The organism is Lysobacter sp. K5869 (genome assembly GCF_018847975.1).
In the GTDB taxonomy this organism is placed as follows: Bacteria; Pseudomonadota; Gammaproteobacteria; order Xanthomonadales; family Xanthomonadaceae; genus Lysobacter.
The window spans coordinates 1,837,290-1,863,121 of sequence record NZ_CP072597.1 but is presented as its reverse complement, the minus strand read 5'-3'; the positions used below and the strand labels follow the sequence as shown (position 1 = coordinate 1,863,121).

The following is a 25,832-nucleotide window of genomic DNA, read 5'->3' as shown; positions in this document are numbered from 1 at the left end:
TCAGCGCCTCCGCCACGTGCCCAGGCGCAGCGCGTCGAGCAGCAGGAAGATCAGCGGCCACAGCGCCATGCCGACCAGCGGGCCGAACCAGTAAGCGCTCGGCAGCGAGGGTTCGCGCAGCACCATGTGCAGGACGGAGGTGACGATGCGGTCGTTGAGCATCAACCCGCCGATGGCCAGCGCTTGCTGCGACAGCGGGAAGAAGCGCAAGCGGGCGCGGAAGCGCTGCAGGATGAAGGCCATCACCACCAGCCGCAGCGCTTGTTCGCCGAGCAGGCCGTCGGAGACGAGGTCGCCGCACAGGCCGACGATGAAGGCGAAGCCCAGGCCGACGCGGTCGGGGTCTTCGATCACCCAGTAGGCGAGCACCAGGCCGAGCCAGTACGGGCGCAGCGGCGCGATCAGTTGCGGCAGCGGCAGCAGGCTCAGCGCGAGCGCGGCGACGAGGCTGACCGGCAGCACCCAGTGGTGGCGGGCGCGGGTCATCGCTGCGGCTCCGGTTGGGCGCGCGCGGGCGCGGCGGGGGCGGACGGTTGCGTGCGCGGCGCGGGCGAGCGCGCGGCGGGCGCGGCGGCGGCGCGGGCGGGCGGGTTCGCGGCCGTCGTCGCGTTCGCGGCATTGTCGGCGGCCGGCGCGGGTTCGATTTCGGACTTCAATTCTTCCGGCGCGGTCGCGCTGTGGCCCTTGGGCTTGCGCTGCTTGAGCTCGCTCAGGCGCTGCGCGGCGGCCTGTTCGGCCGCGGCCTGGGCCGCGGGCGAGGACGCCGACGCGGTTTCCGGCATCGCCGGCTGGGTGTCGAAGTTGTTGATGTCCACCGGCGGCGGCGGCAGCGACAGCAGCACCAGCACTTCGCGGCCGCGGTCGAGCTGGGCCGCCGGCTTCACTTCGCCGAGCAGGAAGGCGCGGCTGTCGTCGGGCTTGAGCGCGGTGATGGTGCCGACCGGGAAGCCCGGCGGGAAGCGCCCGCCGAGGCCCGAGGTGACCAGCACGTCGCCGACGCGCACGTCGCTGGACAGCGGCACGCTGCGCAGGGTGAGGTGGTCGCTGCGGCCTTCGCCGTACACCACCAGCCGCACGCCGTTGCGGGCGACGTTGACCGGCACCGCGTGCGAGGGGTCGGTGATCAGCAGCACGCTGGCGTGCATCGGGGTGATGCCGGTGATCTGGCCGAGCAGGCCGCCGGCGTCGATCACGCTCTGGCCGACGCGCGCGCGTTCGCGGCTGCCGACATCCAGGATCAGGCGTTGGCGCGAAGGGTCCAGGTCGATGTCGAGGATCGGCGCCAGCACCACGTCGAGGTTGCCGCGCTCGGCGACTTCCAGCAGGCCGCGCAGACGCTGGTTGTCGGCGGCCACCGATTGCAGCCGCGCCATGCGCGCCTGATTGAGCAGCGCTTCGTTGCGCAGGCGGCGGTTTTCGTCGGTGAGCTGGCTCAGGGTGCCGGCGTCGTCGCTGACGCGTTCGACCAGCCGGCCCGGCCAGCCGGCCACGGCCCACAACGGCGCGACCAGGGTCGCGGCCTGCTTGCGCGCTTGGCTGAGCCAGCCGCCGCTGTGATCGAACAGGATCAACGCCAGGGCCAGCGCCAGATAGGCCATCAGGCGCAACGTATCGGCGACTTCGCCGCTACGGGCTGCGGTGGGTGGGCCGGCGTAAGGGGGCATCGGGCCGGGGAGTCGGTATCGGAATCAGGTGGAGTAGAAACGCGAACGCAGCGAAAGTTCGCTGCGCGCGTGACGATGGAACTCGGTTTGAATCTTAGCCCTTACATCGCGCGACGGGCGCATGGGCGGACTGCATCGGGGGAAACGCAGTCCGCGCGCGCCGCGCGGTCGGATCTTCGCGCGGATCACTCCGGCGCGAAGAACTCGTTGCCGTGCATGTCCACCAGTTCCAACGCGCGGCCGCCGCCGCGGGCGACGCAGGTCAGCGGATCGTCGGCCACCTGCACGTGCAGGCCGGTTTCCTCGCTGATCAGGCGGTCCAGGTCGCGCAGCAGCGCGCCGCCGCCGGTGAGGACGATGCCGCGCTCGGCGACGTCGGCGCACAGTTCCGGCGGGGTCTGCTCCAGCGCCAGCTTGATCGCCGAGACGATGCCCGACAGCGGCTCGCGCAGGGCTTCCAGCACTTCGTTGGAATTGATGGTGACCATCTTCGGCACGCCCTCGGCGAGGTTGCGGCCGGAGATTTCCACGGTGCTGGCGCGTTCCTGCGGGTAGGCGCAGCCGATTTCGAGCTTGATGCGCTCGGCGGTGGCTTCGCCGATCAGGGTGCCGTAGGTGCGGCGCACGTAGTTGATGATGGATTCGTCGAAGCGGTCGCCGCCGATGCGGACCGAGGCCGAGTAGACGATGCCGTTGAGCGCGATCACCGCGACTTCGGTGGTGCCGCCGCCGACGTCGACGACCATCGAGCCGCGCGCCTCGGTCACCGGCATGCCGGCGCCGATCGCCGCGGCCATCGGTTCTTCGATCAGGTAGACCTCGCGCGCGCCGGCCTCTTCGGCCGATTCCTTGATCGCGCGGCGCTCGACCTGGGTCGAGCCGCAGGGCACGCACACCAGCACGCGCGGGCTCGGACGCAGGAAGCGCGACTTGTGCACCTTGCGGATGAAATGCTTGAGCATTTCCTCGGTGTAGGTGAAGTCGGCGATGACGCCGTCCTTCATCGGCCGGATCGTGGTGATGTGGCCCGGGGTGCGGCCGAGCATCTGCTTGGCCTCGCCGCCCACCGCCGCGACGGTGCGGTTGCCGCCGATCATGCGGTCCTGGCGCACCGCGACCACGGACGGCTCGTTCAGCACGATGCCCTGGCCGCGGACATAAATGAGGGTATTCGCCGTGCCCAGGTCGATGGACAGGTCGTTGGAGAACATGCCGCGAAACTTCTTGAACATCGGGGGATTGGGCCGTCAAAAATGGGGGCGGAGCGGGGGCGTTAGCCTAGCAATCGCCCCCCCTGCGAGCAAGGAAAATCAACGGTTTCGGGGGGCGCCGGCTATTCAGCAAAGGCCCGGCCGGACGGGTCGCCGACCCTGGGGATAACCCTAGGTCCGGGGCCGGGCCGGACCGGGGTCGGGTCGCGGGCCGTCCCTGTCTTCCGCCCCCGGGCGACGGGTCCGGTCCGGGGGCAAGATGGCCCGGTCGCGGGGTCGGAAAACCGGGGTCGGCCGGGGCCGGCGGCGCAAAGAACTGGCCGCGCGCGCGTCCAGCGGCTACCCTACCGCCGCCGGGCGGCCACAAAGTCGCCCGTTTTTGCGTTCGCGGATCGGACTCCGCAACGACGACGTGTCCAATAACGAATCTTCGGGGTGAACCTACATGTCTGCGCTGATCTGCGGCTCGCTGGCCTACGACACCATCATGGTGTTTCCGGACCAGTTCAAGAACCACATCCTGCCGGACAAGGTCCACATCTTGAACGTCTCGTTCCTGGTGCCGCGCATGCGCCGCGAGTTCGGCGGCTGCGCCGGCAACATCGCCTACAACCTCAAGCTGCTCGGCGGCGATCCGATTCCGATGGCCACCGTCGGTCAGGATTTCGGCCCGTACCGCGCGCACCTGGAGTCCTACGGCATCCGCCTGGACTGCGTGCGCGTGTTCGAGGAGCAGTTCACCCCGCAGTGCTTCATCACCACCGACCTGGACAACAACCAGATCACCGCGTTCCATCCCGGCGCGATGTCGAACTCGCACAGCAACCACGTGCGCGACGTCGCCGGCGTCACCTTCGGCATCGTCGCGCCGGACGGCCGCGAGGGCATGCTGCAGAACTCGAAGGAATTCAGCGAGCTCGGCATTCCCTTCATCTTCGATCCGGGCCAGGCGATGCCGCTGTTCAACGGCGAAGAGCTGCGCGCCTTCATCGAGCAGGCCGATTACGTGGTGGTCAACGATTACGAGTCGAACCTGCTGCAGACCCGCACCGGCTGGGACGAGAAGCAGATCGTGTCGCGGGTGAAGGCCTACATCACCACGCTCGGCCCGCGCGGCGCGATCATCCACACGCCGGACGAGACCTACACCATCCCGCCGGCGTACGAGCGCCGCGTGACCGACCCGACCGGCTGCGGCGACGCGTTCCGCGCCGGTCTGATCTTCGGCATCGAGAAGGGCTACGACTGGCTGACCATCGGCCGCATGGGCAACCTGATGGGCGCGCTGAAGGTCGAGCATCCGGGCACGCAGAACCAGCGCTTCGATTACGAAGAGTTCGCCGAGCAGTTCCGTCAGCAGTTCGGTTACGCGCTGTAAGTTCGGCGGCGTTCGCGAGAACCGGAAAATCCCGGCTTCGGCCGGGATTTTTCTTTTGCGAGAGCCCGGCGTGGCTCGCCTGTAGGAGCGGCGTAAGCCGCGATCGACCGAAGCGACGCACACAAGCGAAGCTTCCGAAGCCAAAACCGGCCGGCTATCTTTTTTGCGAATCCGGATATCCCGACCTCGGACAGCGACGTGGTATTCGTCCTCTTCGGTTGGTCGCGGCTCACGCCGCTCCTACGCGCAGCTCGCATAACGCCGTCGTTGTCATGGCGCACCGCCGCAGCGGCCGTAGAATCGGCGCGATCACCTCGCCGGGACTCCGCCCCATGCGCCGCGCCACGCTCCGCCTGCCGTTGCTGCTGACCGCCCTGCTCGCCGCCTGCGCCGCTCACGCCGACGGCGTCGGCCTGGGCACGATCGAAACCCGCGAGCCGGTCACCGGCACGAAGGTGCCCGCGGCGGTGTTCTATCCCAGCACCGAGGCCGGCAGCGAGGTGTCCACCGAAGTCGGTCCGTACCCGATCCAGGCCCAGCGCGACGCCGCGCCCGCGGCCGGCCGGTTCCCGCTGATCGTGCTCTCGCACGGCCACCTGGGCAGTATGTACGGCCACCACGATCTCGCCGCGGAACTGGCGCGCCACGGCTACATCGTCGTCGCGCCGCAGCACACCGGCGACAGCTACGACGACGCCAGCGGCGCCGGCACCGATCGCGCCCTGCTCGGCCGCGCGTGGCAGGCCAGCGCGGCGATCGACGCGTTGCTCGCCGACAAGCGCATCGGCGCGCACATCGACGCCAAGCGCATCGGCGCGGCGGGGTTCTCGGCGGGCGGCTACACCACGTTGTTGCTGCTGGGCGCGACGCCCGATTTCGCGCTGTTTCCGAAGTATTGCGAACAGCATCCGGGCATGCCGGAACTGTGCGACCAGCCGTTGCCCGAGAAGATGCAGACGATTGCCCATCCGCCGCCGACCGTCGATAAGCGCGTGCGCGCCGGGTTCGCGATGGCGCCTTTCAGCATCTTGTTCGACGCCGACAGCTTCCGCGCGATGAAGAACCCCGTGTTCCTCTACATCGCGCAGAAGGATCAGGTGTTGGCGCCGGCCGACAACGGGCTGCGCATCCGCGGTTTAGTGCCGAATCTCGCGGGCTTCGCCGAAGTGCCGGGCGCGGGGCATTACGTGTTCCTGCCGCCGTGCAGCGCGGGGTTCGCGAAAGAAGTGCCCGTCATTTGCACCGATGCGCCGGGGGTGGATCGGGCGGCGGCGCATCGCGAGATCAATGCGGCGGCGGTGAAGTTTTTCGATGCGCAGTTCAAAGGCGGCGGGCACACGAAACCCAAGCGGTAATCGCGAGCCGCGCGATCTACCTGTAGGAGCGGCGCAAGCCGCGACTGCGGGGCGACCGATCGCGCCGAACGTTTCGCCGTAGTTGCGTATTCGCGGTCGCGGCTCGCGCCGCTCCTACAGGTAGATCGCGCGGCTAACGCACCGACGTGCGCCAACGCGCGAACGCGGCCGCATCGCCCTCGAACACATTGAGATCCACCGGCCCCTCGATGCCTTCGACCCGCGCGCGATTGTGGTACTGCCACACCGCCCAAGCCGCGCGCGAATCCGGCGCATGCAGGATCGAACGCCGCCACAACGGCCGCGCCGGCAAGGCCTCGCGGTACGCGTCGAAGAATTCCGGCGTCACGTACAACAGCGCCGGCTTGGCATACGCGGCCTCCACCGGCGCGAGGAACGCGTCGAGCTCGGCGCGCATCGCCGCCGCGTCCGGCCGGCGTCCGCAGTTGCCGCCGAACTCCAGATCCACCGCCGGCGGCAGCGCGTCGGCGCTCGCGGGCGCGGCGGCGAGGAAGTTCGCCGCTTGCTCGGCGCCGCCGCGGCAGAAGGTGAAGAAGTGGTAGGCGCCGACCGGTACGCCCGCGGCGCGCGCTTCGCGTTCGTTGTCGGTGTAGCGGCGGTCGCGGTGGTCGCCGCCTTCGCTGGCTTTCAGATAGGCGAAAGCGACATCGTCGCGCGCCACGGTCTTCCAATCGACGATGCCTTGATGGTGCGACACGTCGATCCCGCGCAGCGGATAGCGCGCGCGATCGGGCTGCCAATGCAGGAACCACCAGCGCGCGGCGATGCTGATCGCCAGCACCGCGGCGGCGATGGCGAGGGTGCGCCACAGGATGCGGCGCCAGCGCGGGCGGGCGAGTTTCGCGTTCATCGCCGTCAGCGTAGCAAGCCTGCGCGGCCGCGGCTCAGGGTTTCGCGGGCGCGGCCAAGGGCACCCCGGCGCGGGTCAGCATTTCGTCCAGCGCGCGTTGCTGAGTCAGCGACGCCTGCCCGCGTTCGCGTTCCTGGCCGTCGATGCCGATGAGTATCTGCCCGCACGGATAGCTCAGCAGGATGTCGTAGCGTTTGCCCGCGCTGACGTAACTCAGCGCGTGGCGGTATTGGGGAAGGCAGGTCGACGGGTACGGCGGCACCGCGCCGAGCGCGCCGCGCAGCAGCTTGCGCATCGCGTCGAGGTCCGCGGCGGCGACCGGCGTTCGGCCGAGTACGCGGGTCTGGTAGAAGCATTCGGCGCTTTCGCACCATTGTTGGCGGCTGCGCTGGTAGCGCTCGGCCACCGCTTGGTTGTGCTGCGCCCTGGGCACTTCGCTGAGGTCCTTGAGCTCGTCCGGGAAGGTCCACGATTGCAGCGAGGACAAGGTCGCTTCCTGCGCGCCGGCCAGCGCCGCCAAGGCCTGCGCCCGCGCGCTGCCGGGCGCGGGCGCCGCATCGCGCTTGAACGAGTAAATCTCCTTGGGCGGCTCGGCCTTTTTCGGCGGCGCCGCTTGCGCCGACCAGGCCAGCGCCGCGGCCACCCCAACGCACAGTCCCTTGTGCCACGAATCCATGCTCGGCTCCCGTCAAATCCCGCGCATCACTTCCAACCCGGCATCTTCTCCGGCTTCAACCCGCCCACCTCGAACGTCGCGGTGCGGGTGCCGCCGGCCTTGACCGGGAATTCGATGCTCAACTCCTTCGCGCCGCCCACCGCGCGCCACAGGCCGCGCTCGTCCTCGACGAACATGGCGATGGCTTCGTCGGTCTTCGGCCGGCTGCCGGCCATCGTCTTGGTCTTGCCGTCCAGCGTGACCTTGAGCTTGCACCCGCCGTAGCAATTGAAATCGCCGGCTTGCAGCACGAGGTAGCTGCTGCGGCCCCAATCGGGATGGTCGCGGAAGATCAGCTGCACCGGACGCGGCGTGCCGCCGTCGGTCTCGACGTTGGCCTTGGCGTAGATCGAGGCCGACAGCTGGGTGCCGTCCTTGCCCTTGGCCAGCTTCACCGGCGTGCTCATGTACGACCACAGCGATTCGACCCGGCGCTGTTCGCGCGCGGTCTTGGCCTTGCCCTGCGCTTCCTCGTACTGGGCGCGGATGCGTTCGGCGGTGGGCGTGCCGGCGTACTTCGAGGTCACCATCTCGCCGTAGGCCGCGGCCATGTCCCACTTCTGTTCGGCGTAGGCGTTGTCGAAGTTCTTGGCTTCGGCGGCGGCCGCCTGCTCCTTCTGCGCCGCCTGCGCGGCTTCGGCGATCTTGGGGTCGGGCTGTTCGCAGCCGGCCAGGATCATCGCGGCGGCGAGCAGTGCGGTGGCGTGATGGAGCTTCATCGCGGGCGGGCCTCGGTTATCAGTCGGTTCACCGCGTCGGCGGCTTGTTGCGGGCGTTCGACGATCGACATATGGCCGCAGCCTTGCAGCAGCACGCGCTGCGCTTGCGGCAGGCGCGCGGCGTACAGGTCCAGGGCGCTGGGGTCGATCACCACGTCCTGCGCGCACCATAGCAGCAAGGACGGTTGGCGGATGCCGGCGGCTTCGATGCCGGGGAGGAAGCGTTCGTCGCTGCGGCCGATCTTGTCGAGCACGGCTTGCTCGAAGTCGGCATCGCGGCGGCGCTTGTCGATGTAGATGCGGCTGGCCGGCCACGGGATGACCGGCTTGGCCGCGTCGTCGTAGAACACGATGTCGATGTAGCGCTGCAGCGAAGCCGCGTCGTTCACCGCGAACGGGTTCTTGCCGCGCAGCACCGCGAGCCCGAAGGCGTTGTCGTTGAAGCGCACGCCGGCCGCGTCGAACAGGCCCATGCGATCGACCTCGCGCGGATGCCGCGCCGCGGTCAGCGCGACGATGCCGCCGCCCATCGAATGGCCGAGCAGCACCACCTCGCTGCCGGGCTTGCGCGCCACTTGTTCGATGAAGCGGGCCACGCGCGCGCTTTGCGCGACGAAGCCGTAATCGCCGCCGGCCTTGCGCTCGCTTTCGCCCCAGCCGGGCAAGTCCGGCGCGAACAAGCGATAGCGGCCGCGCAAACGCTGCGCCAGCGGATACCAGTTTTCCTTGCTGCCGGTGAAGCCGTGGATCATCACCACGGTCGGCGCGTTCGCCGGCGCGTCGTCGTTGTAGGCGTAGACCCAGCGGTGGTCGTCGATCTTCGCCGCGTTGCGGGTCAGCCCGGCCTGCCAGCGCTGGCGCGCGTAGTCGGCCAGCACCACGCGATACGGATCGGGCCACAGCCACAGCGCGAGCGCGCACAGCAAAACGGCCGCCACGAGGGCGGCCGTCTTGAGCAGGGCGCGAGGCGTGCGCATGCGCCCTGCGTTCTTACTGTCCCGCCGCCGCGGCCGGTGCGGCCTTGGCCTTGGCGATGGCGGCTTCGACCGAGCCGGTGGTGATCGGGTGATAGCCCGGCTTGGCCTTGGCGAAGGTCTCTTCGGCCAGCTTCAGGCCTTCGGGGGTTTTCACCAGCTCGTCGTAGGTCGGCATGATCAGCTTGCGGCGGCCGATCTTCTGCAGGAACGCGGAGATCGCGGCGTCAGCGGCGTGGTAGCCGCTGCGCACGGCCAGCGGATACCAGCGCTGGGCGATTTCGCCGTTGGGCGTACCGGTGAACTTGTACGCGCCGTCCAGCGCCTTGAGCTGATCGACGCTGAGCTTTTCCGGCATGCCTTCGACGAAGTGCACCCATTCCTGCGTGCTCCACTTCGCGGTGGCCGCGGCGTCCGGCAACTTGCCGCTGTCGAGCCAAACCTTGCGCGCGGCGTCGACCGCGTCGAAGCGCGGCGACACCGTGGCCGGCGCCGACTTCGGAATGCCCGGGCCGTAGATCCACTCGTCCAGTTCGGCCTCGCTGACCTTGCCCGGATGCTTGGCGAGCAGGTTGGCCTTGGCGTAGTCGACGAACTTCGCGGTCGGGATCGACTGGAACGCGAAGTGGTCGAAGTAGCCGCGCAGGAACGGATCGAACACTTCGCGGCCGTAGCGCTGTTCGAGGAACTGCAGGAACCACGCGCCCTTGGTGTAGACGGTGGCGCTGGAAGCGTCGTCGGGATCCTTCAGCGTGCCCGGCTTGAGCGCCAGCGCCTGCAGCTTGGGATCGATGGTCTTGAACTCGGCGGCGAGCTCGTTGCGGCCGATCACGTTCTCCATGTCGGAACGCTCCTTGCCGTACAGCGCCTCGACGATGCGGTTCTCGACGTAGCTGGTGAAGCCTTCGTTGAGCCAGGCGTCCTTGCTGCTGCTGAAGGTGACGAGGTTGCCCGACCAGCTGTGCGCCAGTTCGTGCGCGACCAGCGAGACCAGCGACTTGTCGCCGACGATCACGGTCGGCGTGGCGAAGGTCAGGCGCGGATTCTCCATGCCGCCGTACGGGAACGAGGGCGGCAGCACCAGGATGTCGTAACGCTCCCACCGGTACGGGCCGTACAGGCCTTCGGTGGTTTCCATCATCTTCTCGGTGTCGGCGAACTCGGTCGCGGCCTTCTTGACCATCGCCGGCTCCGCCCACACGCCGCTGCGGTTGGAGATCGGCTGGAAGGTCAGATCGCCGGCGGCGATGGCGAGCAGGTACGACGGAATCTTCTGCGGCATCTTGAAGCTGTAGTCGCCGTCGCGCGCCGCCTTGGGATCGTTGTCGGCGCTCATCAGCACCATCGCGTCCTTCGGCGCGGTCACGTGCGCGGTGTAGGTGAAGCGCACGCTCGGCGTATCCTGCAGCGGCACCCACGAACGCGCGTGGATCTGCTGCGACTGGCTGAACATGAAGGGCTGCTTCTTGCCCTCGGTCATCGACGGCTCCAGCCACTGCAGGCCGGAAGCGCCGGGCGAGGTCGTGTAGGCGACGCGGATGCGCTTGTTGCGCTGCGGCGCTTCGATGGTGAGCTTGCTGCCGAGGGTCTTGTCGGCGTCGGCCAGGGCGAACTTGAGTTCCTGCCACTTGCCGTCGGCGGCTTCGCCGAACACTTGCTCGATCTTCAGGTCGCGGGTGTCGAGCACCAGTTGGACGGCCTTGGGATCGGTCCAGTCGAGCGTGTAGGTGGCGCTGCCGGACAGGGTCTTGGCGGCGAAGTCGACCTTCAGCTCCAGGGCCAGATCGTCGACGCGGACCAGATCGGGCTGGGCGTAGGAATGTTCGTCGCGGTCGGCCGCGGCTACGGCGGTGTCGCTCACTTTGGCCTCCGGCGTCGCGGCGGGCTTGGACGAATCGGCGGCAGGCGCGGCGGCATCGCGCGAGCAGCCGGCGGCGGCGGTGAGGGCCGCGACGAGACAGACGGTGAGGATCGAAGTGCGCATCGAAGGATCACGGAGACGGGCGAAGGGCCGAGTGTAGCGCCTCGTCCCGCGGCGGGGCTTGTGCATCTTGGCAGTCGGCGCGGGCGGCGGCGCGCGGGCGATGTCCGGGTCGGGGCGGCGGGTTCGAGAGGTCGGCGTGGAGGCGGCTGCTTCGGCGTCGATGGCTGCCGCCGTGTCGGCGGCGTGCGGCGGCGCCGGTTTCGACGGCGCCGATGTCGGCGGCGCGGCGGCACCGAGCCACCGCGCTCCGCGCCATCTGACCGCCTCGGCGATACGCATCGTCCCGACGGCGTGGACTGGCGCGCGGTTCCCGGGCCGGCTAGCCTTGTCCCGTTCTTCCAACATTCGGAACTTTAGACATGACCCTACCCCTCGCAGGCAAAGTCGCACTCGTCACCGGCGCCAGCCGCGGCATCGGCGCCGCCATCGCCCGCCGTCTCGCCGCCGACGGCGCCGACGTGGCGATCACCTACGTCAGCTCCGCCCAGCGCGCCGAAGACCTCGCCGCGCAAATCCGCGCCGGCGGCCGCCGCGCGATCGCCATCGCCGCCGACAGCGCCGACGCGCACGCGGTGACCGCGGCGGTGGAGCGCACCGTGGCCGAACTCGGCCGCCTCGACATCCTGGTCAACAACGCCGGCATCTTCCCCTACGGCCCGTTCGAGGACGAATCGCTGGAAAGCTACGAGCGGGTCATGGCGATCCACGTGCGCGCGCCGTTCGTGGCCGCGCAGGCGGCGTCCAAGCATCTGCCGCGCGGCGGCCGCATCGTCACCATCGGCAGCTGCCTGGGCGAGCGCGTGGGCGCGCCGGGCATGGCGCTGTACTCGCTGAGCAAGGCCGCGGTGGTCGGCTTGAGCAAGGGCCTGGCGCAGGATCTGGGCAAGCGCGGCATCACCGTCAACACCGTACAGCCGGGCCCGATCGACACCGACATGAACCCCGCCAACGGCGAAGGCGCCGACCATCAGCGCGCGGGCTTGCCGCTGGGCGAGTTCGGCAGCGCCGACGACATCGCCGCGACCGTGGCCCATCTGGCGGGTCCGGGCGGCGCCTTCATCACCGGCACGCAGATTTCGGTGGACGGCGGTTTTTCGGCCTGATCGCGCGTTATCGCGACCCAGCTCGCGCATGCCCGCCTCTGCGGGCATGCGGCCAGCGGGGTTCGTCGCGCGCTCCACCGCGGACATTCTCCGCCCCGTCGTTCTCCACCCCGTCGTTCTCTACGTCGTCGCTCTCTACGCCGTCGTTATCCACGCCGACAATCCCCACGCCGTCATTCCGGCGAAAGCCGGAACCCATTTTGCTTTCGCTCTCGCCGAGCCGATTTCAAAAAACCTCGCGACCGCATCGCGACCAAGCCCTGGATGCCCGCCTTCGCGGGCATGACGATGGGCGATTCGCCAACGCAGAGGCGGCGTCGCCGTCGCTGGCTCATCCGGCTTCGATACGCCGCTTCCAGCGCGTCGTCCCCGCGAAAGCGGAGATCCAGAGACTTCAGCGCCATCGCACAACGAAAAACGCCGGGCGATGCCCAGCGTTTTTCCGTTCGCGGCCGACCCGCGAGGCTCAGGCCTTGTAGCCGGTATGCACCGCGCAAATCCCGGCCGACAGGTTCTTGTAGTCGACCCGCGCGAAACCCGCCTCGACCATCATCCGCTTGAGTTCGTCCTGCGGCGGGTGCTGGCGGATGCTCTCGGCCAGATAACGGTAGCTGTCGCTGTCGCCGGCGAACAAACGGCCGAGCTTGGGCAGCACGTTGAACGAGTGGAAGTCGTAGATCGGCTTGAACCACTCGGCCTTCACTTCCGAGAACTCCAGCACCCGCGCCTGCCCGCCGACCTTGAGCACGCGCAGCATCTCGCGCAGCGCGGCGTCCTTGTCGGTGACGTTGCGCAGGCCGAAGGCGATGGTGACCAGATCGAAGCTGGCGTCGGGGAACGGCAGCGCTTCGGCGTTGCACTGCACGTACTCGAAACCGGAGACGCGGCCGCGGTCGGTCATGCGGTCGCGGCCGACTTTCAGCATGTCGTAGTTGATGTCGCCGAGCACGATGCTGCCGCTGTCGCCGACGCGTTCGCGCAAGAGCGCGGCAATGTCGCCGGTGCCGCCGGCCAGATCGAGCACGCGGTCGCCGCGGCGGACCTGGGCGGTGGCGGTGAAGTAACGCTTCCAAACCCGATGGATGCCCAGGCTCATCAGGTCGTTCATCAGGTCGTAGTTGCCGGCGACCGAGGAGAACACCTCGCCGACCAACTTGCGCTTCTGTTCGCGCGGCACCTCGCGGTAGCCGAAGTGGGTGGTGTCGGGCTGGGGCTTGGATTCGTTCATGGGCGCGATTATCGCATGCCGGCCGGGCCCGGGCTTTGCCGGGCCGCGCGCCCCGCGCCCCGGCCGCAAGCCCCTCCCACAAAAGGATTAGCCCCGCTCCGCTCCGGCGCCCTCGCGCTTTGGCATGATGCGGGGATGAGCCCGACCGTGAGCTGGCAAGCCAAGCGTTACGCCGACCTGAGCCTGGACGAGCTCTACGAGCTGCTGCGCCTGCGCTCGCAAGTGTTCGTGATCGAGCAGAACTGCGTCTACCTCGATCCCGACGGCAAGGACCAGCACCCCGAGGCGGTGCATTTGATGGGCCGCGCCGCCGACGGCCGGCTCGCCGCGTATCTGCGCATCCTGCCGGCCGGCCTGAGCTATCCCCAAGTCAGCTTCGGCCGGGTGCTGACCGCGCTGGAATTCCGCGGCCAGCGCCTGGGCGGGCCGCTGCTGGAGGCGGCGCTGATCGAGATCGAGCGGCGCTGGCCCGGCGCCGACATCCAGATCGGCGCGCAGTCGCACTTGCAGGCCTATTACGGCCGCTACGGCTTCGAGCCTTCGTCCGAGCCGTATGTCGAGGACGGCATCCCGCACATCGACCTGCTACGCCGCGGACGCGGCGCGGGCTGAGCCGGTGCGGCGATCGGCCGCACCCGCGCGCAGCAGCGCCCACGCGCCGAGCAGCAGCAACACGTCCTTGAGCAGGAACTGGCCGGTGCCGCCGACGAACGGGAAGCCGTAACCCGGCTGCCAGCCCGGCAGGCTCAGCAGGAAGCTGTTGGTCAGCAGGTACGTCGCGATCGCGGCGAGCAAGCCCCAGCGCGCCACCCGCGGGCAACGCGGCCAGGTCGCGATCAACGCCGCGGTGAGCAATTCGATGGCGCCGATCAGATTGGACGCGCCCTGTACGTCCAGCGGTCCGTACAGCCAGGAAAACAGCGGGCTGCTCTGCATCAACCCGGCCACGCCCTCGGCTTCGACCCGGGTGAACTTCATCGCGCCGATCCAGCCCAGCACCAGCCACTGCCCCGCCCACAGCGTCCACAGCGCGCGGCGCCGGCCGCGGCCGCAGCCGCGCTCGTGCGCGAACACGCCCAAGGCGAGGCCGGCGATGCCCAGGTGCTTGAGCAGGGTCTGGCCCGAACCGATCACCGGGAAGCCGCCGTAGGGCGCGTCGTGCACCCACGCGGCCGGGCTCAGCAGGCCGAGCAAACCCGCGGCCCAGAACGCCATCGCCGCGAACGCCGCGCCGCGGCGCCATCGGCCCGAGGGCGCGGCCAGCAACACCGCGCCGATCGCGCATTCCAGCGCGCCCAGCGCCGGGCTCAGCCACGCCGCTTGCGTCGCCAGCGCCGACAGTCCCGCGCCGGCCAAGGTCTTGCCCAAGGCGGCGATTTCGAACTCGAAAGCGCGCATCGCGCCGAACCACAGCATCAGCAGCCCCAGCGCCCGCGCCGAGACCGCCCACGCGCGCGCCGTCGGCGCGCGTTCCATCGAACAATGCATCGTTACCGCTCCATCTCCCGCGCGCATCGGCGCGTACGGTCACAAGAGGCCCGCGCGGCGCGAAAGGATTCGCGCGGCCTCTCGACCCGGACGCCCCGGCGCGCCAGACTGCACGGCGATACGCACAGGAGTTACGCATGATCGCCACCCCCGACTACCGCGCCTTGCTCGCCACCGCCGTCGCCGAGGCCCGCCAGGGCATCGCCGAGGGCGGCATCCCGATCGGCGCGGCGCTGTACCACAACGACGGCCGCCTGCTCGGCTGCGGGCACAACCGCCGCATCCAGGAGAACGACCCCTCGGTGCACGGCGAAACCGACGCCTTCCGCAAGGCCGGCCGCCAGCGCCGCTACCGCGACACCATCATGGTCACCACGCTGGCGCCGTGCTGGTACTGCAGCGGGCTGGTGCGCCAGTTCAACATCGGCACCGTGGTGGTCGGCGAATCGGTCAACTTCCGCGGCGGCATCGACTGGCTGCGCGAGAGCGGCGTCGAGGTGATCGATCTGGCCGATCAGGAATGCATCGAGATGCTCGGCGGCTACATCGCGGCCAATCCCGAGGTGTGGAACGAGGACATCGGCGAGGACTGATCCCCTCGCCACCCGCAACGGAAAAGGAGTTTCCATGCACGCACGCTTCATCGCCTCCGCGCTGTTGCTCGCCGCCGCTCCGGCGGCGGCGCAAGCGCCCGCCTGCGGCGCCACCGCCGCGGTCGCGCTGATCTGCCGGCAAGCCGAGGACGGCGCCAAGGCCACCTTGGTCCGCACCGAAGTGCCGGCGCGCGGCGGTTGCGCGCAGCCGCTCAGCGAAACCTTCGAGACCGGCGATCTCGACCGGCCGCGCAGCCTCGCGCTCGCGCCCGGGCAAACCGGCGATTGCCGCTTCGCCGACGGACGCACCGTGCGGGTGCGCGTGCAGCAAGAGGCCGAACCCATCGTCGGTTCCTGCAACGCCGACGCCGCCACGTTTTTCTCGATGTGGGTCGACGGGCGCAAGGTCGCCAGCCAGCGCCCGGTGCGTGCGCGCTGCGAAACCGAACCGGCGCCGTGGAGCTATCGGCTCGACCGCGATATCGTCTACGACTGCAGCCAGTCGGCCGCGTGCGCGCCCTTGCTCGGTGCCGACCGCGCGCTGAGTTCGCTGCCGGTGGACGAAACCGAATACGCCGTCGCCACGCCCGGCCCGGCCGCAGGCAGCCTGGAGCGCCTGCTCGACCGCGGCCCGGTCTGCGCCGAGGCCGAGCGCGAACTGACAGCGTCGTGGTCGGCGTTCGATCCGTTCAAGCGCGCGCCGTTCGCCGGCGCGTTGCGGCGGCTCAACGCCGGCGAGCGCCAGAACGAGGTCGCGCTGCCCGACGGGCTCGAATTCGCCTACGGCGCCGCGCGCGCGGACGAGTTCGATTTCGACAACGACGGTTTGATCGACCAGGTCTATTCCAGCGACAGCGACGGCCAAGGCGGCTGGTACTACTCACCGCTGGTGGTGGTGTCCGGCGCGTCCGCCGACGGCTTCGCCGCGCGCGGCGGCGACGGCGCGATCGCCGCGGTGCCGTGCCAATGGGACCGCGCGCACCCGCCGCTGTCGCAGTGCGACGATCTGCGCAACGCGGCCTGGGGCCAGCGCCAGCCGCCGACGCAATCGGTGCCGGCGCCGCTGCCCGGCATCGCCGGCGGCGACGAGTTCTTCCGCACTCGTTACACCACCGCGCTGCCGTTCCGCTTCGGCGACGCCACCTACGTGGCCTTGGCCAGCGCCGGCGCGCCGGCGCGCGATTACGTCGCGATCTTCCGGCCGCGGCCCGGCGGCGGGCGCGAAGCGGTGTGCCTGATCCGGCGGGTGTCGCCGAACATGTAAGCCGGCACGCTTACTCCCGTCACTGTGCAAGCGCCGGGGGCCGGCGCAGAATCGGCCGCACATGGCCGCCGTCCCCGTCCCGCTGTCGATCCGCGCCTACCAGCTCAGCGACTGGCCGCGCCTGTGCCAGATCCACGACCGCGCGCGCCTGGACGAATTGCAGCGCAGCGCCGGCGTCGCCGCGTTCCGCACGCTCGCGCGCACCGCGCACAGCGAAGGCTTGTTCGACGGACGGCTGGACGTGGCCGAAGTGGACGGCGTGGTGCGCGGCTTCGTCGCGTTCCAGCGCGCCTCGCTCAATTGGCTGTACGTGGATCCCGACAGTTACCGGCAAGGCGTCGGACGCGCGCTGCTGCGGCATGCGCTTGCGGCGTCGGGGCCGGTGGTTTCGACGCAGGCGCTGGAGGGCAACGAGCCGGCGATCGCGTTGTATCGGTCGGAGGGGTTCGTCGAGATCGAGCGGAGGCTGGGGCGGTTGGCGGGGAGCGACGAGTTTCCGGCGGTGGGGGTGATTCTGGAAGTGCGGCGCTGAAGGATGCGTGTGTCGCATCGCGGCGTTTGCGCGGATGTTCCCTCCTCGTCGCTTCCCTTTCGTCCCCGAAGATCCGTCATTCCGGCGAAAGCCGGAATCCATTTTGATCTTGTCTTTGTGGCTTTCGCGTAAGAGCGGGAGCAACAGCAAAATGGATTCCAGCTTTCGCCGGAATGACGGGGTTGGGAAGATTCCGGCCTTCGTCGGAATGACGGGATTGGGAGGAGTCCGGCTTTCGCCGGAATGACGGGGTTGGGAGGAATCCGGCTTTCGTCGGAATGAGGGGGTTAGAGGATTCCGGCTTTTTGCCGGAATGATGGGCTGGGGGTTCTTGGCTTCGGGTTGCGGCGGCGGGGCTACGTAACTCCGGTTGGCTTCAACACCATCAACCAAAAAATCCCCACCACGCTCAAAAACGCCGGCCACCCCAACCAAAACCACCAGAACATCGTGCGGTGATAGCTCGCCGGCAACGGCGCGCCCGCAGCCGCCGCTTCCGCCGCCAACCGCCGCGCGCGCCCCTGCAGCCACAGCACCGGCAACCAGCAGGCGCCGACCACGAAGAACAGAATCAACGCGGTCTTCAGCCAAAACACCGACCACGGCATGCCGAGCTGCAACGCCAGCCACACGCCGGTGCCGAACTGCACCAGCACCGCCGGCGCGGTGAAGCAGGCGTCGGCGATGACCACGGTGCGCGCGGTCTCGGCGATGACTTTCGCGTCGCCGCGCTTGTGCGCGATCCAGAAGAAGAACGCGATGCCCAGGCCGGTGCCGAACAGCAAGGTCGAGGACAGGATGTGAATCCATTTCACCCACAGATACAGCATCGTCTTATCTCCGGTCCGCCAGCACCCACGCCACCGCCAGCGCCGGCAGCACCACGAGGTTCTTCGCCAATCCGCCGAGCGGATCGAGCCATTGCGCCGGCAGCAGCGCGCCGAACGCGAGCGTGTAGGCGAGCACGCTGACGCCCATCAAACCCAGCACCCAACGCGGCCGCCAGCCGATCAGCAAGGCCAACGCGAGCGCCGCGTCCAGGCCGCCGGTGATGCGCGCCAGCGCGACCGGCTGCCACGCGGCCAGCGGCGTGCCGGCGGTCATCGCGTCGATGGTCGCGGCCGGCGTCAGCCAACCGGCGACGGCCGAAATCAGCCACAGCGCGACGATGCACAAGCGCAAGGCCGGCGCGAGAAAGTACAGCTGCGCCTGCCAGCGGTCCTGCACTTGGCTCGGCGTCGCCGCCAGCGCCTCACTCAGATCGGCCGGCGCGTGGCCGAAGTCGGCGCGCACGCGCGCATGCGCGTCGGGCCGGGTGACGTTGCCGCGGCGAAGCATGCGCCACATGGTTTCGCCGACCGGGCCGCGGCCCAGGCGTTCGCCGACGGCGACCTGCCAGCTCACCAGGAATTCGGGGAAGAACACCGCGCCGCTGCCGTCGATGCGCAGCCAGCGCCGCCACGTCGCTTGATACTCGCGCAGGCTCAGCGGCCGTGGCCCGCCGATTTCGTAGACGCCGCGCTGTTCGCCGCCCGCCGCGCGCGCGGCGAGTTCGCCGAGGTCTTCGGCCGCGACCGGTTGCAGCGGCCAGCGCCCGTCGCCGGGCAGCAGATGGCGGCCGGGAAACGCGGCCAGCGCGCGCAGCAGCGAGGTGCCGCCGTACGAACCGGACGCGGCGTAGACCACCGACGGCCGCAGCGCGACCGCGCTCAGCGGCAGCTGCAGCAGTTCGTCGTCGAAACGATGCTTGGAGGCGATGAACTCGCCGTCGGCCGGCTCGCCGAGCGCGGACAGCTGGACGAAGCGCGGCACGCCGAACTCGACGCAGGCGCGCGCCAGCGCGAGCGGGCCGTCGACGTGGATGGTCTGAAAAGTTTGCGCGCCGGTTTCACGCAAAATGCCGGCGGCGTTGACCACCGCGTCCACGCCTTGCAGCGCTTCGCGCCAGTCGCGCGGCGAGGTCATGCGCGCGAGATCGGCGCGGCGTTCGTCCTCGCGCAGCGCGCGGCCGCCGTCGCGGATGCCGCGCAGCACGCGCCAACCGTGGCGGCGCAGCGAGGCGATGAGATAGCCGGCGAGAAAGCCGTTGGCGCCGACGACCAGCGCCGTTTTCTGCGGAGATGCGTCGATCCGTGGCGCGCTTGCGGGTGCGGGGTCGTCCATGGGGCGACACGGTAGCAGAGCGTGGCGGAGCTGGGGACTGTCAATAAACCGCGACCCGCATCCGCCACGGAACGCCACGATTGCGCTCGCCTTAGCCGGCCCAAACGCGCGCCGCGCTCAGCCGGACGACCGGCGCGGAACCTCACAACACCGACGACCACCAACTCCGGTCGAAGTCGTCAGCCACCCGCTCGACCGCGTGGCGCAGCGCTCCTGCACCACGCGCGGCCAAACGTTCGCGCAGGAGCGCCGCGGCCGTCGCGACCTCCCGGTCGGTCACGCCGATGCGGTAGTGCCGCAACAAACACAGTTCGTGGAACAAGTTCGCGAGCTTGAGGGCTTCCTCGTACTCCAGGTCGCCCGCTTGGCTCAAACGCTCGATGTAGCCGAGAACGCGCTCGCCTTCAGCGGACGCCTCGGCCGCGAGGGCGATCCGGCGCATGCGTGCGCGCTCGGCATCGATGACGCCGCCTTGCTCGTCTCGATACAGGGCCATCAGCGATTGCAACGGCCGACCGCCCGGATCCGCTTGCGGCATTGCGCGTCCCTCCCTTCCTTCAGGCGAGCACCCGCGTTGTCGGGGCGATAGGGACCGCCCCGCGCCGCGCCAGCGGACACGGGGCGCGAACCACCGCGATTACAGAATGTACCGGCTCAAATCCGGATCCTGCACCAACTCGCCCAAGTGCTGATCCACATACGCCTTATCGATCGTCACCGCCTGCCCGTCGCGATCCGGCGCTTCGTAGCTCAGCACATCGAGCAAGCGTTCCAACACCGTATGCAGACGCCGCGCGCCGATGTTCTCCTGGCGCTCGTTGACCTGCGCCGCGATCTCGGCCAAACGGTCCACCGCCTCGGCGGTGAAGTCGAGCTTCACCCCTTCGGTGCGCAGCAGTTCGACGTACTGCGTGGTCAACGCCGCCTTCGGCTCGGTGAGGATGCGGACGAAGTCGTCCTTGCTCAGCGCGCCCAGTTCCACGCGGATCGGGAAGCGGCCCTGCAACTCGGGAATCAGATCGCTCGGCTTGGCCAGATGGAACGCGCCGGAAGCGATGAACAGGATGTGGTCGGTCTTCACCGCGCCGTACTTGGTGCTGACGGTCGAGCCTTCCACCAGCGGCAGCAGATCGCGCTGCACGCCTTCGCGGCTGACGTCGCCGCCGCTCATGCCGGCCTCGCTGCGCTTGGCGACCTTGTCGATCTCGTCGATGAAGACGATGCCGTGCTGCTCGCAGGCCTCGATGGCGGCCTGACGCACGTCGTCCTCGTTGACCAGCTTGGCGGCTTCCTCTTCGATCAGCTGCGGGCGCGCGGCCTTGATCGACAGATGCTTCTTGTGGGTCTTGCCGCCGGACACCTGCGAGAACATCTGCCGCAGCTGCTGGCCCATCTCTTCCATGCCGGGCGGCGCCATGATGTCGACGCCGCCGAGATTGACCGCGGTTTCGATCTCGATCTCGCGATCGTCCAGCTCGCCGCTGCGCAGTTGCTTGCGCAGCTTGGCGCGGGTGTCGTTGTCGGGCGCGCTGTGGTCGGCGGCCGGCGTTTCCGAACCGAAGCCGAAACCGCCGGGCACGCGCTTGGGCAGCAGCGCGTCGAGGATGCGGTCTTCGGCGCGCTCCTCGGCCTGGGTGCGCACGCGGGTCTTGGCTTGCTCGCGATAGAGCTTGACCGCGGTGTCGGCCAGATCGCGCACGATCTGCTCGACGTCCTTGCCGACGTAACCCACTTCGGTGAAGCGCGTGGCCTCGACCTTGACGAACGGCGCGTTGGCCAAGGTGGCCAGACGCCGCGCGATCTCGGTCTTGCCCACGCCGGTGGGTCCGATCATCAGGATGTTCTTCGGCATCACTTCGTTGCGCAATTCGGCGGGCAACTGCATGCGGCGCCAGCGATTGCGCAGCGCGATGGCGACCGCGCGCTTGGCCGAATGCTGGCCGACGATGTGGCGGTCCAACTCCTGCACGATCTCGCGCGGAGTCATGGTGGCGTGGCTGTTGTCGGGTTTCATGGCAGGGGCAGGGGCAGGGGAATTAGGGGAATTAGGGGAATTAGGGGAATTAGGGGAACGGGGAATGGAAGCGACGCAGGCGAAAGCAGGTCAAGGCGAGTACGGGACAACCATTCCCCGTTCCCTTCTTTCCCTTTTTTCCCGCTGTCAAAGCTCTTCCACCACCACATTGCGATTCGTATAAATACAAACGTCGCCGGCGATGTTGATCGACTCCGTCGCGATCGCGCGGGCGTCGAGCGTGCTGTGCGCCATCAAGGCGCGCGCGGCGGAGAGCGCGTACATGCCGCCGGAACCGATGGCGACGATGCCGTCCTCGGGCTCGATCACGTCGCCCGTGCCGCTGATGACCAGCGAGGTTTCCTTGTCGGCGACGGCGAGCAGCGCTTCGAGCTTGCCCAGGCGGCGCTCGGTGCGCCAATCCTTGGCCAGTTCGACCGCGGCGCGGGTCAATTGCCCGTGCTTTTCGAGCTTGGCCTCGAACAATTCGAACAAGGTGAACGCGTCGGCGGCGGCGCCGGCGAAACCGGCCAGCACCTGGCCGTCGCGGCCCAGGCGGCGCACCTTGCGCGCGTTGGATTTCATCACCGTGTGGCCGAGCGTGACCTGACCGTCGCCGGCGATGGCGACGCGGCCGTCGCGGCGGACCGAGACGATGGTGGTGGCGTGGAAAACGTTGGGATTCTGACTCGGGTCCATGGCGACCTCCGGGGGATAGGCCATGGATGGGGGCGACCGGCGGGCAGTCAAGGGCCCTGGGGCCAGGAGATAGCGGATAGGAGTTAGGAGATAGTAAAAGCGGGGACTGCTTTTCTATCTCCTAACTCCTATCCGCTAACTCCTAGCTCTTTCTCTTGGCCCGCGGATGCGCGGCGTCGTACACCTTCGCCAAATGCTGGAAATCCAGATGCGTATAAATCTGCGTGGTCGCGATGTCGGCATGGCCGAGCAGTTCCTGCACGCCGCGCAGGTCGCCGGAGGATTCCAGGATGTGGCTGGCGAAGGAATGCCGCAGCAGATGCGGATGCACGCGCTTGAACAAGCCTTGGCGTTGGGCGAGATGGCGCACGCGCAACTGCACCGCGCGCGAGCTGATCTGCGCGCCGCCGCGGCCGGGGAAGACGAAGGCGTCCGACGCCGCGCCGGTGGAGGCGCGCCATTCGGCCAAGGCGGCGCGCGCGTGCGAGCCCAGCGGCACGCTGCGCTGTTTGTTGCCCTTGCCGAGCACGGTGACCAGGGCGTCGTCGAGATCCAGGTCGCGCCAGCGCAGCGCGCACAGCTCGCTCAGGCGCAGGCCGGAGGAATAGAACAGTTCCAGCAGCGCGCGGTCGCGCAGGCCCAGCGGCGCGTCGGTGTCGACTTCGACCAGCGCCTTGGCTTCGTCGGGATCGAGCACCTGCGGCAATTTGCGCGGCGCCTTGGGCGCGCGGATCGGCGCGGCGGGACTGGCGTCGAGCGCGCCTTGCTTGACCTGCCACGTGTAGAAACTGCGGCAGGCCGACAAGCGCCGTTGCAGGCTCTTGGGGGTGAGGCCGCGGCGGTGTTCGGCGGCGATGAAGCCGCGGATGTCCTCGGCCTGCAGGGCGAGCACGTCGCCGCCGGCGTATTGCAGCGTCCACACGGTCAGCGCGTCGAGGTCGCGCCGGTACGCGTCGAGCGTATGCGCGGACATGCGCTTTTCCACGCGCAGGTGATCGAGGAAGGCGTCGACCGGATTCATGCCGCGCATCCTACTCCGCCGCGCGCGAGCGCGGCGTGGCGATGCCGGGTTGTTCGCGAACGCGCGAGGGCGGCGGCCGGCCCCGGCCGCCGCGCGGGCTTCAATCGAAGCGGCGCAGCGCCACCGCCAGCGATTCGCCCATCATGCGCAGGAACAGCGTGCCCATGCCGGGGAAGAAGCGGTTCGGGTCGCGGCTGCCGACCGCGATCAGGCCCACGCCCGGCAGCGGCAGCAGCGCGGTGGATTGCACGTCGGCGGCGCGGTCGGCGTACAGCACGTCGTGCTTTTCCGGCTGCAGGCGGCCGCACAGCGGTTCGCCGTCGGCGAGCGCGTCGCGGAACGGCTGCAGGCGCGCGTCGCCGTCCTCGATGATCTGCAGCCACTCGTTGTCGGCCGTGCCGTCGTAGCGGCGGAACACGATCAGCCGGACCAGATCGCCGTTGAAATCCTCGGCCAGACTCGCGGCCATCGCGCGCAAGGTGTCGCCGGCGTTGTCCTGGCGCATCAGCGCCAAGGTCAGCTGGTGCGTGCGCACCGCCAGGCGTTCGTTTTCCTGCGCGTTGCCGAACAGCTCGTGCAGGCGGCGCGAGAGTTCGCGGTTCTTGTCGCGCAGCACTTCCAGCTGATAGCTGGCGAGCGAGGCGGCCGAGCCTTCCTCGCGCGGCACCACCAGACTCATCGACAGATCGGGAAACTGCTGCAGGAAGCGCGGATGGCGGCGCAGCCACGAAGCGACTTCGTGCGCGCCGAGCTCGGCCGGCTTGTCGCCGAGTCTTTCGCTCATCGGTTCCACTCTCCTTCGAACACGAATGCGGTCGGCCCGGACATCGACAGCGCGGCCTCGGCGTCGGCCCAGGCGATGCGCAGCTCGCCGCCGGGCAGTTGCACGGCGACCTCGCGCTGGATGCGGCCGCGCTGCATCAGCACCGCCGCGGCGGCGCAGGCGCCGGAGCCGCAGGCCAGGGTTTCGCCGACGCCGCGCTCGTACACGCGCAGGCGGATGCGGTCGGGCGCGACCACCTGGGCGAAGCCGACGTTGGCCGATTCGGGGAATTCCTGGCTGGATTGCAGCATCGGGCCGATGGTCTCCACCGGCGCGGCGTCGACGTCGTCGACTTCGATCACCGCGTGCGGGTTGCCCATCGACACCGCGCCGAAGCCGATCACCGTGTCGTGCACGTCGAGCACGTATTGGTCTTGGCGGCTGGGATAACCGCGCAGCGGAATGCGCGCGGGATCGAATTCGGGCCGGCCCATGTCGATGCGGAAGCCGCCCTCGCCGAGCGGGGTGACCGCGTGGCGGCCGGCCGGGCTGTCGACGACGAAGCCGGCGCCGGCCGCGGCGGCGCCGTCGCGCACCAGCCAGGCGGCGATGCAGCGCGCGCCGTTGCCGCATTGCTGCGAGGCCGAGCCGTCGGAATTCCAGATGCGGTAGGAGGCAACCGCGCCGGCGCTGAGCGGCGCCTCGACGGTGAGGATCTGGTCGCAACCGACGCCGGTGTGGCGGTCGGCGAGGCGGCGGCAGAGTTCGGCGTCCGGCGGCGCGATGCCGCCGCGCAGGTCGAGCACGACGAAGTCGTTGCCGGCGCCGTGCATCTTGCTGAAACGCAGCGGCGCGCTCGCGGCGGCGGCGGCCTCAGCCATCGCCCTGGCCGCTGGCGGGCACCGGCTCGGCCGGCTTGTCCTCGCCGCTGGACGAGTCCTGCTGGGTCTTGTCGGTCTTGCTCTTGTCGGTGGCGTCGGCCGGCGGCGCCAGCACCTTGTCCAGCGACGGCACGGCCTGAGTCTTCTTGCGCTGATCGGTCGCCACCGGCGGCGCGTTGACGGTGGAGATGGTGACCGGCACCTCGCCGGGCTTGGTCTTCGGCGGCTCGGGCGGCGGCGGCGCGGTCGGCAGGACCAGCGGGCCCTTGTTGCCGCAGGCGGCCAGGGCCAGGGTCAACGCGGTCGGGATCAGGAACGAGGCGAGGCGTGCATTCATGCCCCGAAGTGTAGCCCGCGGGGGTGACCGAAACGAACCCGGGGCGCGGGAGTGGGAACGGCGTCGGGGTACGGGTTCAGGCGCGGGCGGCGCGCGGCGGCAAGCCGGCCTGGAGAACACCGGCGCGGCCCACCGGTCCCGCCGGTCAGCCCGGCGGCTCGGGCCGGCGCCACAGCCAGATCGCGACCACCGACATGATCGCGGTGCCGCTGGCGGCCATCCACCACTTCGGCGAGGTCAGGAACATGATCGCCGCGCACAGCGCCATCATCGACACCGCCAGCCGCTTGGCCCGGCGGCTGACCGCGCCGTGCGCCTGCCAGTCGCGGATCATCGGGCCGAACTGGCGATGCGCCAGCAGCCGCGCATGCAAGCGCTGCGAGCCGCGCGCGGCGGCGTAGGCCGACAGCAGCACGAACGGTACGGTCGGCAGGCCCGGCAGGGCGATGCCGACGATGCCCAGGCCGAGGCTGACGTAGGCCAGCAGCCACCATGCCCAGCGGAACCGGCTGGGGCGCGCGGCGGGCGGCGGCGCGGCGGCGGGCTCCGGGTTTCGGGCGGTGTCCTCGGAGGGCGGCGGGACGGACATGCGGGCAGTATGCGGCGTGGGGTGGGGGGATGCGGGTCTTGCGCGGGGTTCGCGGTCGGCGACCTGTCGCGGTCGCGGCTTGCGCCGCTCCTACATGGGCTCCCTGTAGGAGCGGCGCAAGCCGCGACCGCGAAAATACGCCCACGTCGAATGCGGCGATCGGAGCGGAAGCGCGCCGCCTCGCTACCCGCTTTCGATTCCCGCACGCGCCCTGCGCCACGACCCGCCGCCACAAACGAACGGGCCCGGCAAACGCCGGGCCCGTCGTCGAACCGTCCGAGGCGCG

General features: G+C 69.5%; 27 protein-coding genes. 7 read left to right on the top strand and 20 right to left on the bottom strand.

The window, feature by feature from the left end:
• From mreD to J5226_RS07925, 3 genes are all read right to left on the bottom strand, one after another.
• On the bottom strand, positions 1 to 486 hold the full coding sequence (gene mreD, locus J5226_RS07935; RefSeq protein ID WP_215839360.1) for a rod shape-determining protein MreD: 486 nt from the start codon (positions 484 to 486) through the stop codon (positions 1 to 3).
• Positions 483 to 1,664: a rod shape-determining protein MreC gene (mreC, locus tag J5226_RS07930; protein WP_215839358.1), complete on the bottom strand. Its 1,182-nt coding sequence runs from the start codon at positions 1,662 to 1,664 to the stop codon at positions 483 to 485. The genes mreD and mreC overlap by 4 nt, the downstream gene beginning before the upstream one ends.
• Before the next feature lie 185 nt (positions 1,665 to 1,849).
• The gene (locus J5226_RS07925; protein ID WP_057949112.1) at positions 1,850 to 2,896 is read right to left on the bottom strand and encodes a rod shape-determining protein; all 1,047 of its coding nucleotides are present in this window, start codon (positions 2,894 to 2,896) and stop codon (positions 1,850 to 1,852) included.
• Between the two features lie 424 nt (positions 2,897 to 3,320).
• Between J5226_RS07925 and J5226_RS07920 the strand changes: the two genes are divergently transcribed.
• Both J5226_RS07920 and J5226_RS07915 read left to right on the top strand, forming a co-directional pair.
• On the top strand, positions 3,321 to 4,253 hold the full coding sequence (locus J5226_RS07920) for a carbohydrate kinase family protein (protein WP_215839356.1): 933 nt from the start codon (positions 3,321 to 3,323) through the stop codon (positions 4,251 to 4,253).
• Positions 4,254 to 4,585: 332 nt separating this feature from the next.
• Positions 4,586 to 5,608 (top strand): dienelactone hydrolase family protein, encoded by a 1,023-nt coding sequence (locus J5226_RS07915; RefSeq protein WP_215839354.1) that lies wholly within the window; start codon positions 4,586 to 4,588, stop codon positions 5,606 to 5,608.
• A 133-nt stretch (positions 5,609 to 5,741) separates the two neighbouring features.
• Here the strand turns inward: J5226_RS07915 and J5226_RS07910 are convergent, their stop codons facing one another.
• Genes J5226_RS07910 through J5226_RS07890 form a run of 5 tightly spaced genes read right to left on the bottom strand, consistent with a single transcriptional unit; the run spans position 5,742 to position 10,871 of the window.
• On the bottom strand, positions 5,742 to 6,479 hold the full coding sequence (locus J5226_RS07910; protein ID WP_215839352.1) for a GH25 family lysozyme: 738 nt from the start codon (positions 6,477 to 6,479) through the stop codon (positions 5,742 to 5,744).
• Positions 6,480 to 6,513: 34 nt separating this feature from the next.
• Positions 6,514 to 7,155 (bottom strand): hypothetical protein, encoded by a 642-nt coding sequence (locus tag J5226_RS07905; RefSeq protein WP_215839350.1) that lies wholly within the window; start codon positions 7,153 to 7,155, stop codon positions 6,514 to 6,516.
• Between the two features lie 26 nt (positions 7,156 to 7,181).
• Complete coding sequence (locus tag J5226_RS07900) at positions 7,182 to 7,913, bottom strand: hypothetical protein (RefSeq protein ID WP_215839348.1); 732 nt, start codon at positions 7,911 to 7,913, stop codon at positions 7,182 to 7,184.
• A complete protein-coding gene (locus J5226_RS07895) occupies positions 7,910 to 8,890 on the bottom strand; it encodes an alpha/beta hydrolase (RefSeq protein ID WP_215839346.1) in 981 nt (326 codons plus the stop codon). The genes J5226_RS07900 and J5226_RS07895 overlap by 4 nt, the downstream gene beginning before the upstream one ends.
• A gap of 13 nt (positions 8,891 to 8,903) precedes the next feature.
• Positions 8,904 to 10,871, bottom strand: coding sequence for a M1 family metallopeptidase (locus J5226_RS07890; RefSeq protein WP_215839344.1), 1,968 nt, complete (start codon positions 10,869 to 10,871; stop codon positions 8,904 to 8,906).
• 359 nt (positions 10,872 to 11,230) lie between these two features.
• Here J5226_RS07890 and J5226_RS07885 point away from each other — a divergent pair, with 359 nt between their 5' ends.
• A complete protein-coding gene (locus J5226_RS07885) occupies positions 11,231 to 11,974 on the top strand; it encodes a 3-oxoacyl-ACP reductase family protein (protein WP_215839342.1) in 744 nt (247 codons plus the stop codon).
• A gap of 466 nt (positions 11,975 to 12,440) precedes the next feature.
• Here J5226_RS07885 and ubiE read toward each other — a convergent pair whose 3' ends face one another.
• Entirely contained in the window at positions 12,441 to 13,202 is a 762-nt protein-coding gene (gene ubiE, locus J5226_RS07880; protein ID WP_215839340.1) for a bifunctional demethylmenaquinone methyltransferase/2-methoxy-6-polyprenyl-1,4-benzoquinol methylase UbiE, read from the bottom strand.
• Positions 13,203 to 13,337: 135 nt separating this feature from the next.
• Here ubiE and J5226_RS07875 point away from each other — a divergent pair, with 135 nt between their 5' ends.
• Positions 13,338 to 13,814 carry a GNAT family N-acetyltransferase gene (locus tag J5226_RS07875; RefSeq protein WP_215839338.1) on the top strand — a complete coding sequence of 159 codons (477 nt, stop codon included), beginning with the start codon at positions 13,338 to 13,340 and terminating at the stop codon, positions 13,812 to 13,814.
• On the opposite strand, the gene J5226_RS07870 is transcribed toward J5226_RS07875, so the two are convergent.
• A complete protein-coding gene (locus J5226_RS07870) occupies positions 13,788 to 14,678 on the bottom strand; it encodes a DUF417 family protein (protein WP_215839336.1) in 891 nt (296 codons plus the stop codon). The two genes, J5226_RS07875 and J5226_RS07870, sit on opposite strands and share 27 nt — an antisense overlap.
• Before the next feature lie 149 nt (positions 14,679 to 14,827).
• On the opposite strand from J5226_RS07870, the gene J5226_RS07865 reads away from it, so the two are divergent.
• From J5226_RS07865 to J5226_RS07855, 3 genes are all read left to right on the top strand, one after another.
• A complete protein-coding gene (locus J5226_RS07865) occupies positions 14,828 to 15,283 on the top strand; it encodes a nucleoside deaminase (RefSeq protein ID WP_091803658.1) in 456 nt (151 codons plus the stop codon).
• 34 nt (positions 15,284 to 15,317) lie between these two features.
• Positions 15,318 to 16,547, top strand: coding sequence for a hypothetical protein (locus tag J5226_RS07860; RefSeq protein ID WP_215839334.1), 1,230 nt, complete (start codon positions 15,318 to 15,320; stop codon positions 16,545 to 16,547).
• Between the two features lie 61 nt (positions 16,548 to 16,608).
• Positions 16,609 to 17,079 (top strand): GNAT family N-acetyltransferase, encoded by a 471-nt coding sequence (locus J5226_RS07855; RefSeq protein WP_255323025.1) that lies wholly within the window; start codon positions 16,609 to 16,611, stop codon positions 17,077 to 17,079.
• A gap of 356 nt (positions 17,080 to 17,435) precedes the next feature.
• On the opposite strand, the gene J5226_RS07850 is transcribed toward J5226_RS07855, so the two are convergent.
• The 10 genes from J5226_RS07850 to J5226_RS07805 form a co-directional block, all read right to left on the bottom strand.
• Positions 17,436 to 17,909, bottom strand: a complete 474-nt coding sequence (locus J5226_RS07850) for a DUF2269 domain-containing protein (protein WP_215839332.1) — start codon at positions 17,907 to 17,909, stop codon at positions 17,436 to 17,438.
• Positions 17,910 to 17,913: 4 nt separating this feature from the next.
• Positions 17,914 to 19,242 (bottom strand): NAD-dependent epimerase/dehydratase family protein, encoded by a 1,329-nt coding sequence (locus tag J5226_RS07845; RefSeq protein ID WP_215839330.1) that lies wholly within the window; start codon positions 19,240 to 19,242, stop codon positions 17,914 to 17,916.
• 142 nt (positions 19,243 to 19,384) lie between these two features.
• Complete coding sequence (locus J5226_RS07840) at positions 19,385 to 19,780, bottom strand: hypothetical protein (protein ID WP_215839328.1); 396 nt, start codon at positions 19,778 to 19,780, stop codon at positions 19,385 to 19,387.
• 99 nt (positions 19,781 to 19,879) lie between these two features.
• Positions 19,880 to 21,256 (bottom strand): ATP-dependent protease ATPase subunit HslU, encoded by a 1,377-nt coding sequence (hslU, locus tag J5226_RS07835; RefSeq protein ID WP_255323024.1) that lies wholly within the window; start codon positions 21,254 to 21,256, stop codon positions 19,880 to 19,882.
• A gap of 147 nt (positions 21,257 to 21,403) precedes the next feature.
• On the bottom strand, positions 21,404 to 21,955 hold the full coding sequence (hslV, locus tag J5226_RS07830; RefSeq protein ID WP_215839326.1) for an ATP-dependent protease subunit HslV: 552 nt from the start codon (positions 21,953 to 21,955) through the stop codon (positions 21,404 to 21,406).
• A 142-nt stretch (positions 21,956 to 22,097) separates the two neighbouring features.
• Positions 22,098 to 22,976 (bottom strand): tyrosine recombinase XerC, encoded by an 879-nt coding sequence (gene xerC / locus J5226_RS07825; RefSeq protein ID WP_215839324.1) that lies wholly within the window; start codon positions 22,974 to 22,976, stop codon positions 22,098 to 22,100.
• Between the two features lie 100 nt (positions 22,977 to 23,076).
• Positions 23,077 to 23,760, bottom strand: coding sequence for a DUF484 family protein (locus tag J5226_RS07820; RefSeq protein ID WP_215839322.1), 684 nt, complete (start codon positions 23,758 to 23,760; stop codon positions 23,077 to 23,079).
• Entirely contained in the window at positions 23,757 to 24,620 is an 864-nt protein-coding gene (dapF, locus tag J5226_RS07815) for a diaminopimelate epimerase (RefSeq protein WP_215839320.1), read from the bottom strand. Before dapF ends, J5226_RS07820 begins: the two co-directional genes overlap by 4 nt.
• The gene (locus J5226_RS25365; RefSeq protein WP_255323023.1) at positions 24,613 to 24,957 is read right to left on the bottom strand and encodes a lipoprotein; all 345 of its coding nucleotides are present in this window, start codon (positions 24,955 to 24,957) and stop codon (positions 24,613 to 24,615) included. The genes dapF and J5226_RS25365 overlap by 8 nt, the downstream gene beginning before the upstream one ends.
• A gap of 145 nt (positions 24,958 to 25,102) precedes the next feature.
• Positions 25,103 to 25,546, bottom strand: a complete 444-nt coding sequence (locus J5226_RS07805; RefSeq protein WP_215839318.1) for a YbaN family protein — start codon at positions 25,544 to 25,546, stop codon at positions 25,103 to 25,105.
• Positions 25,547 to 25,832: the final 286 nt, after the last annotated feature.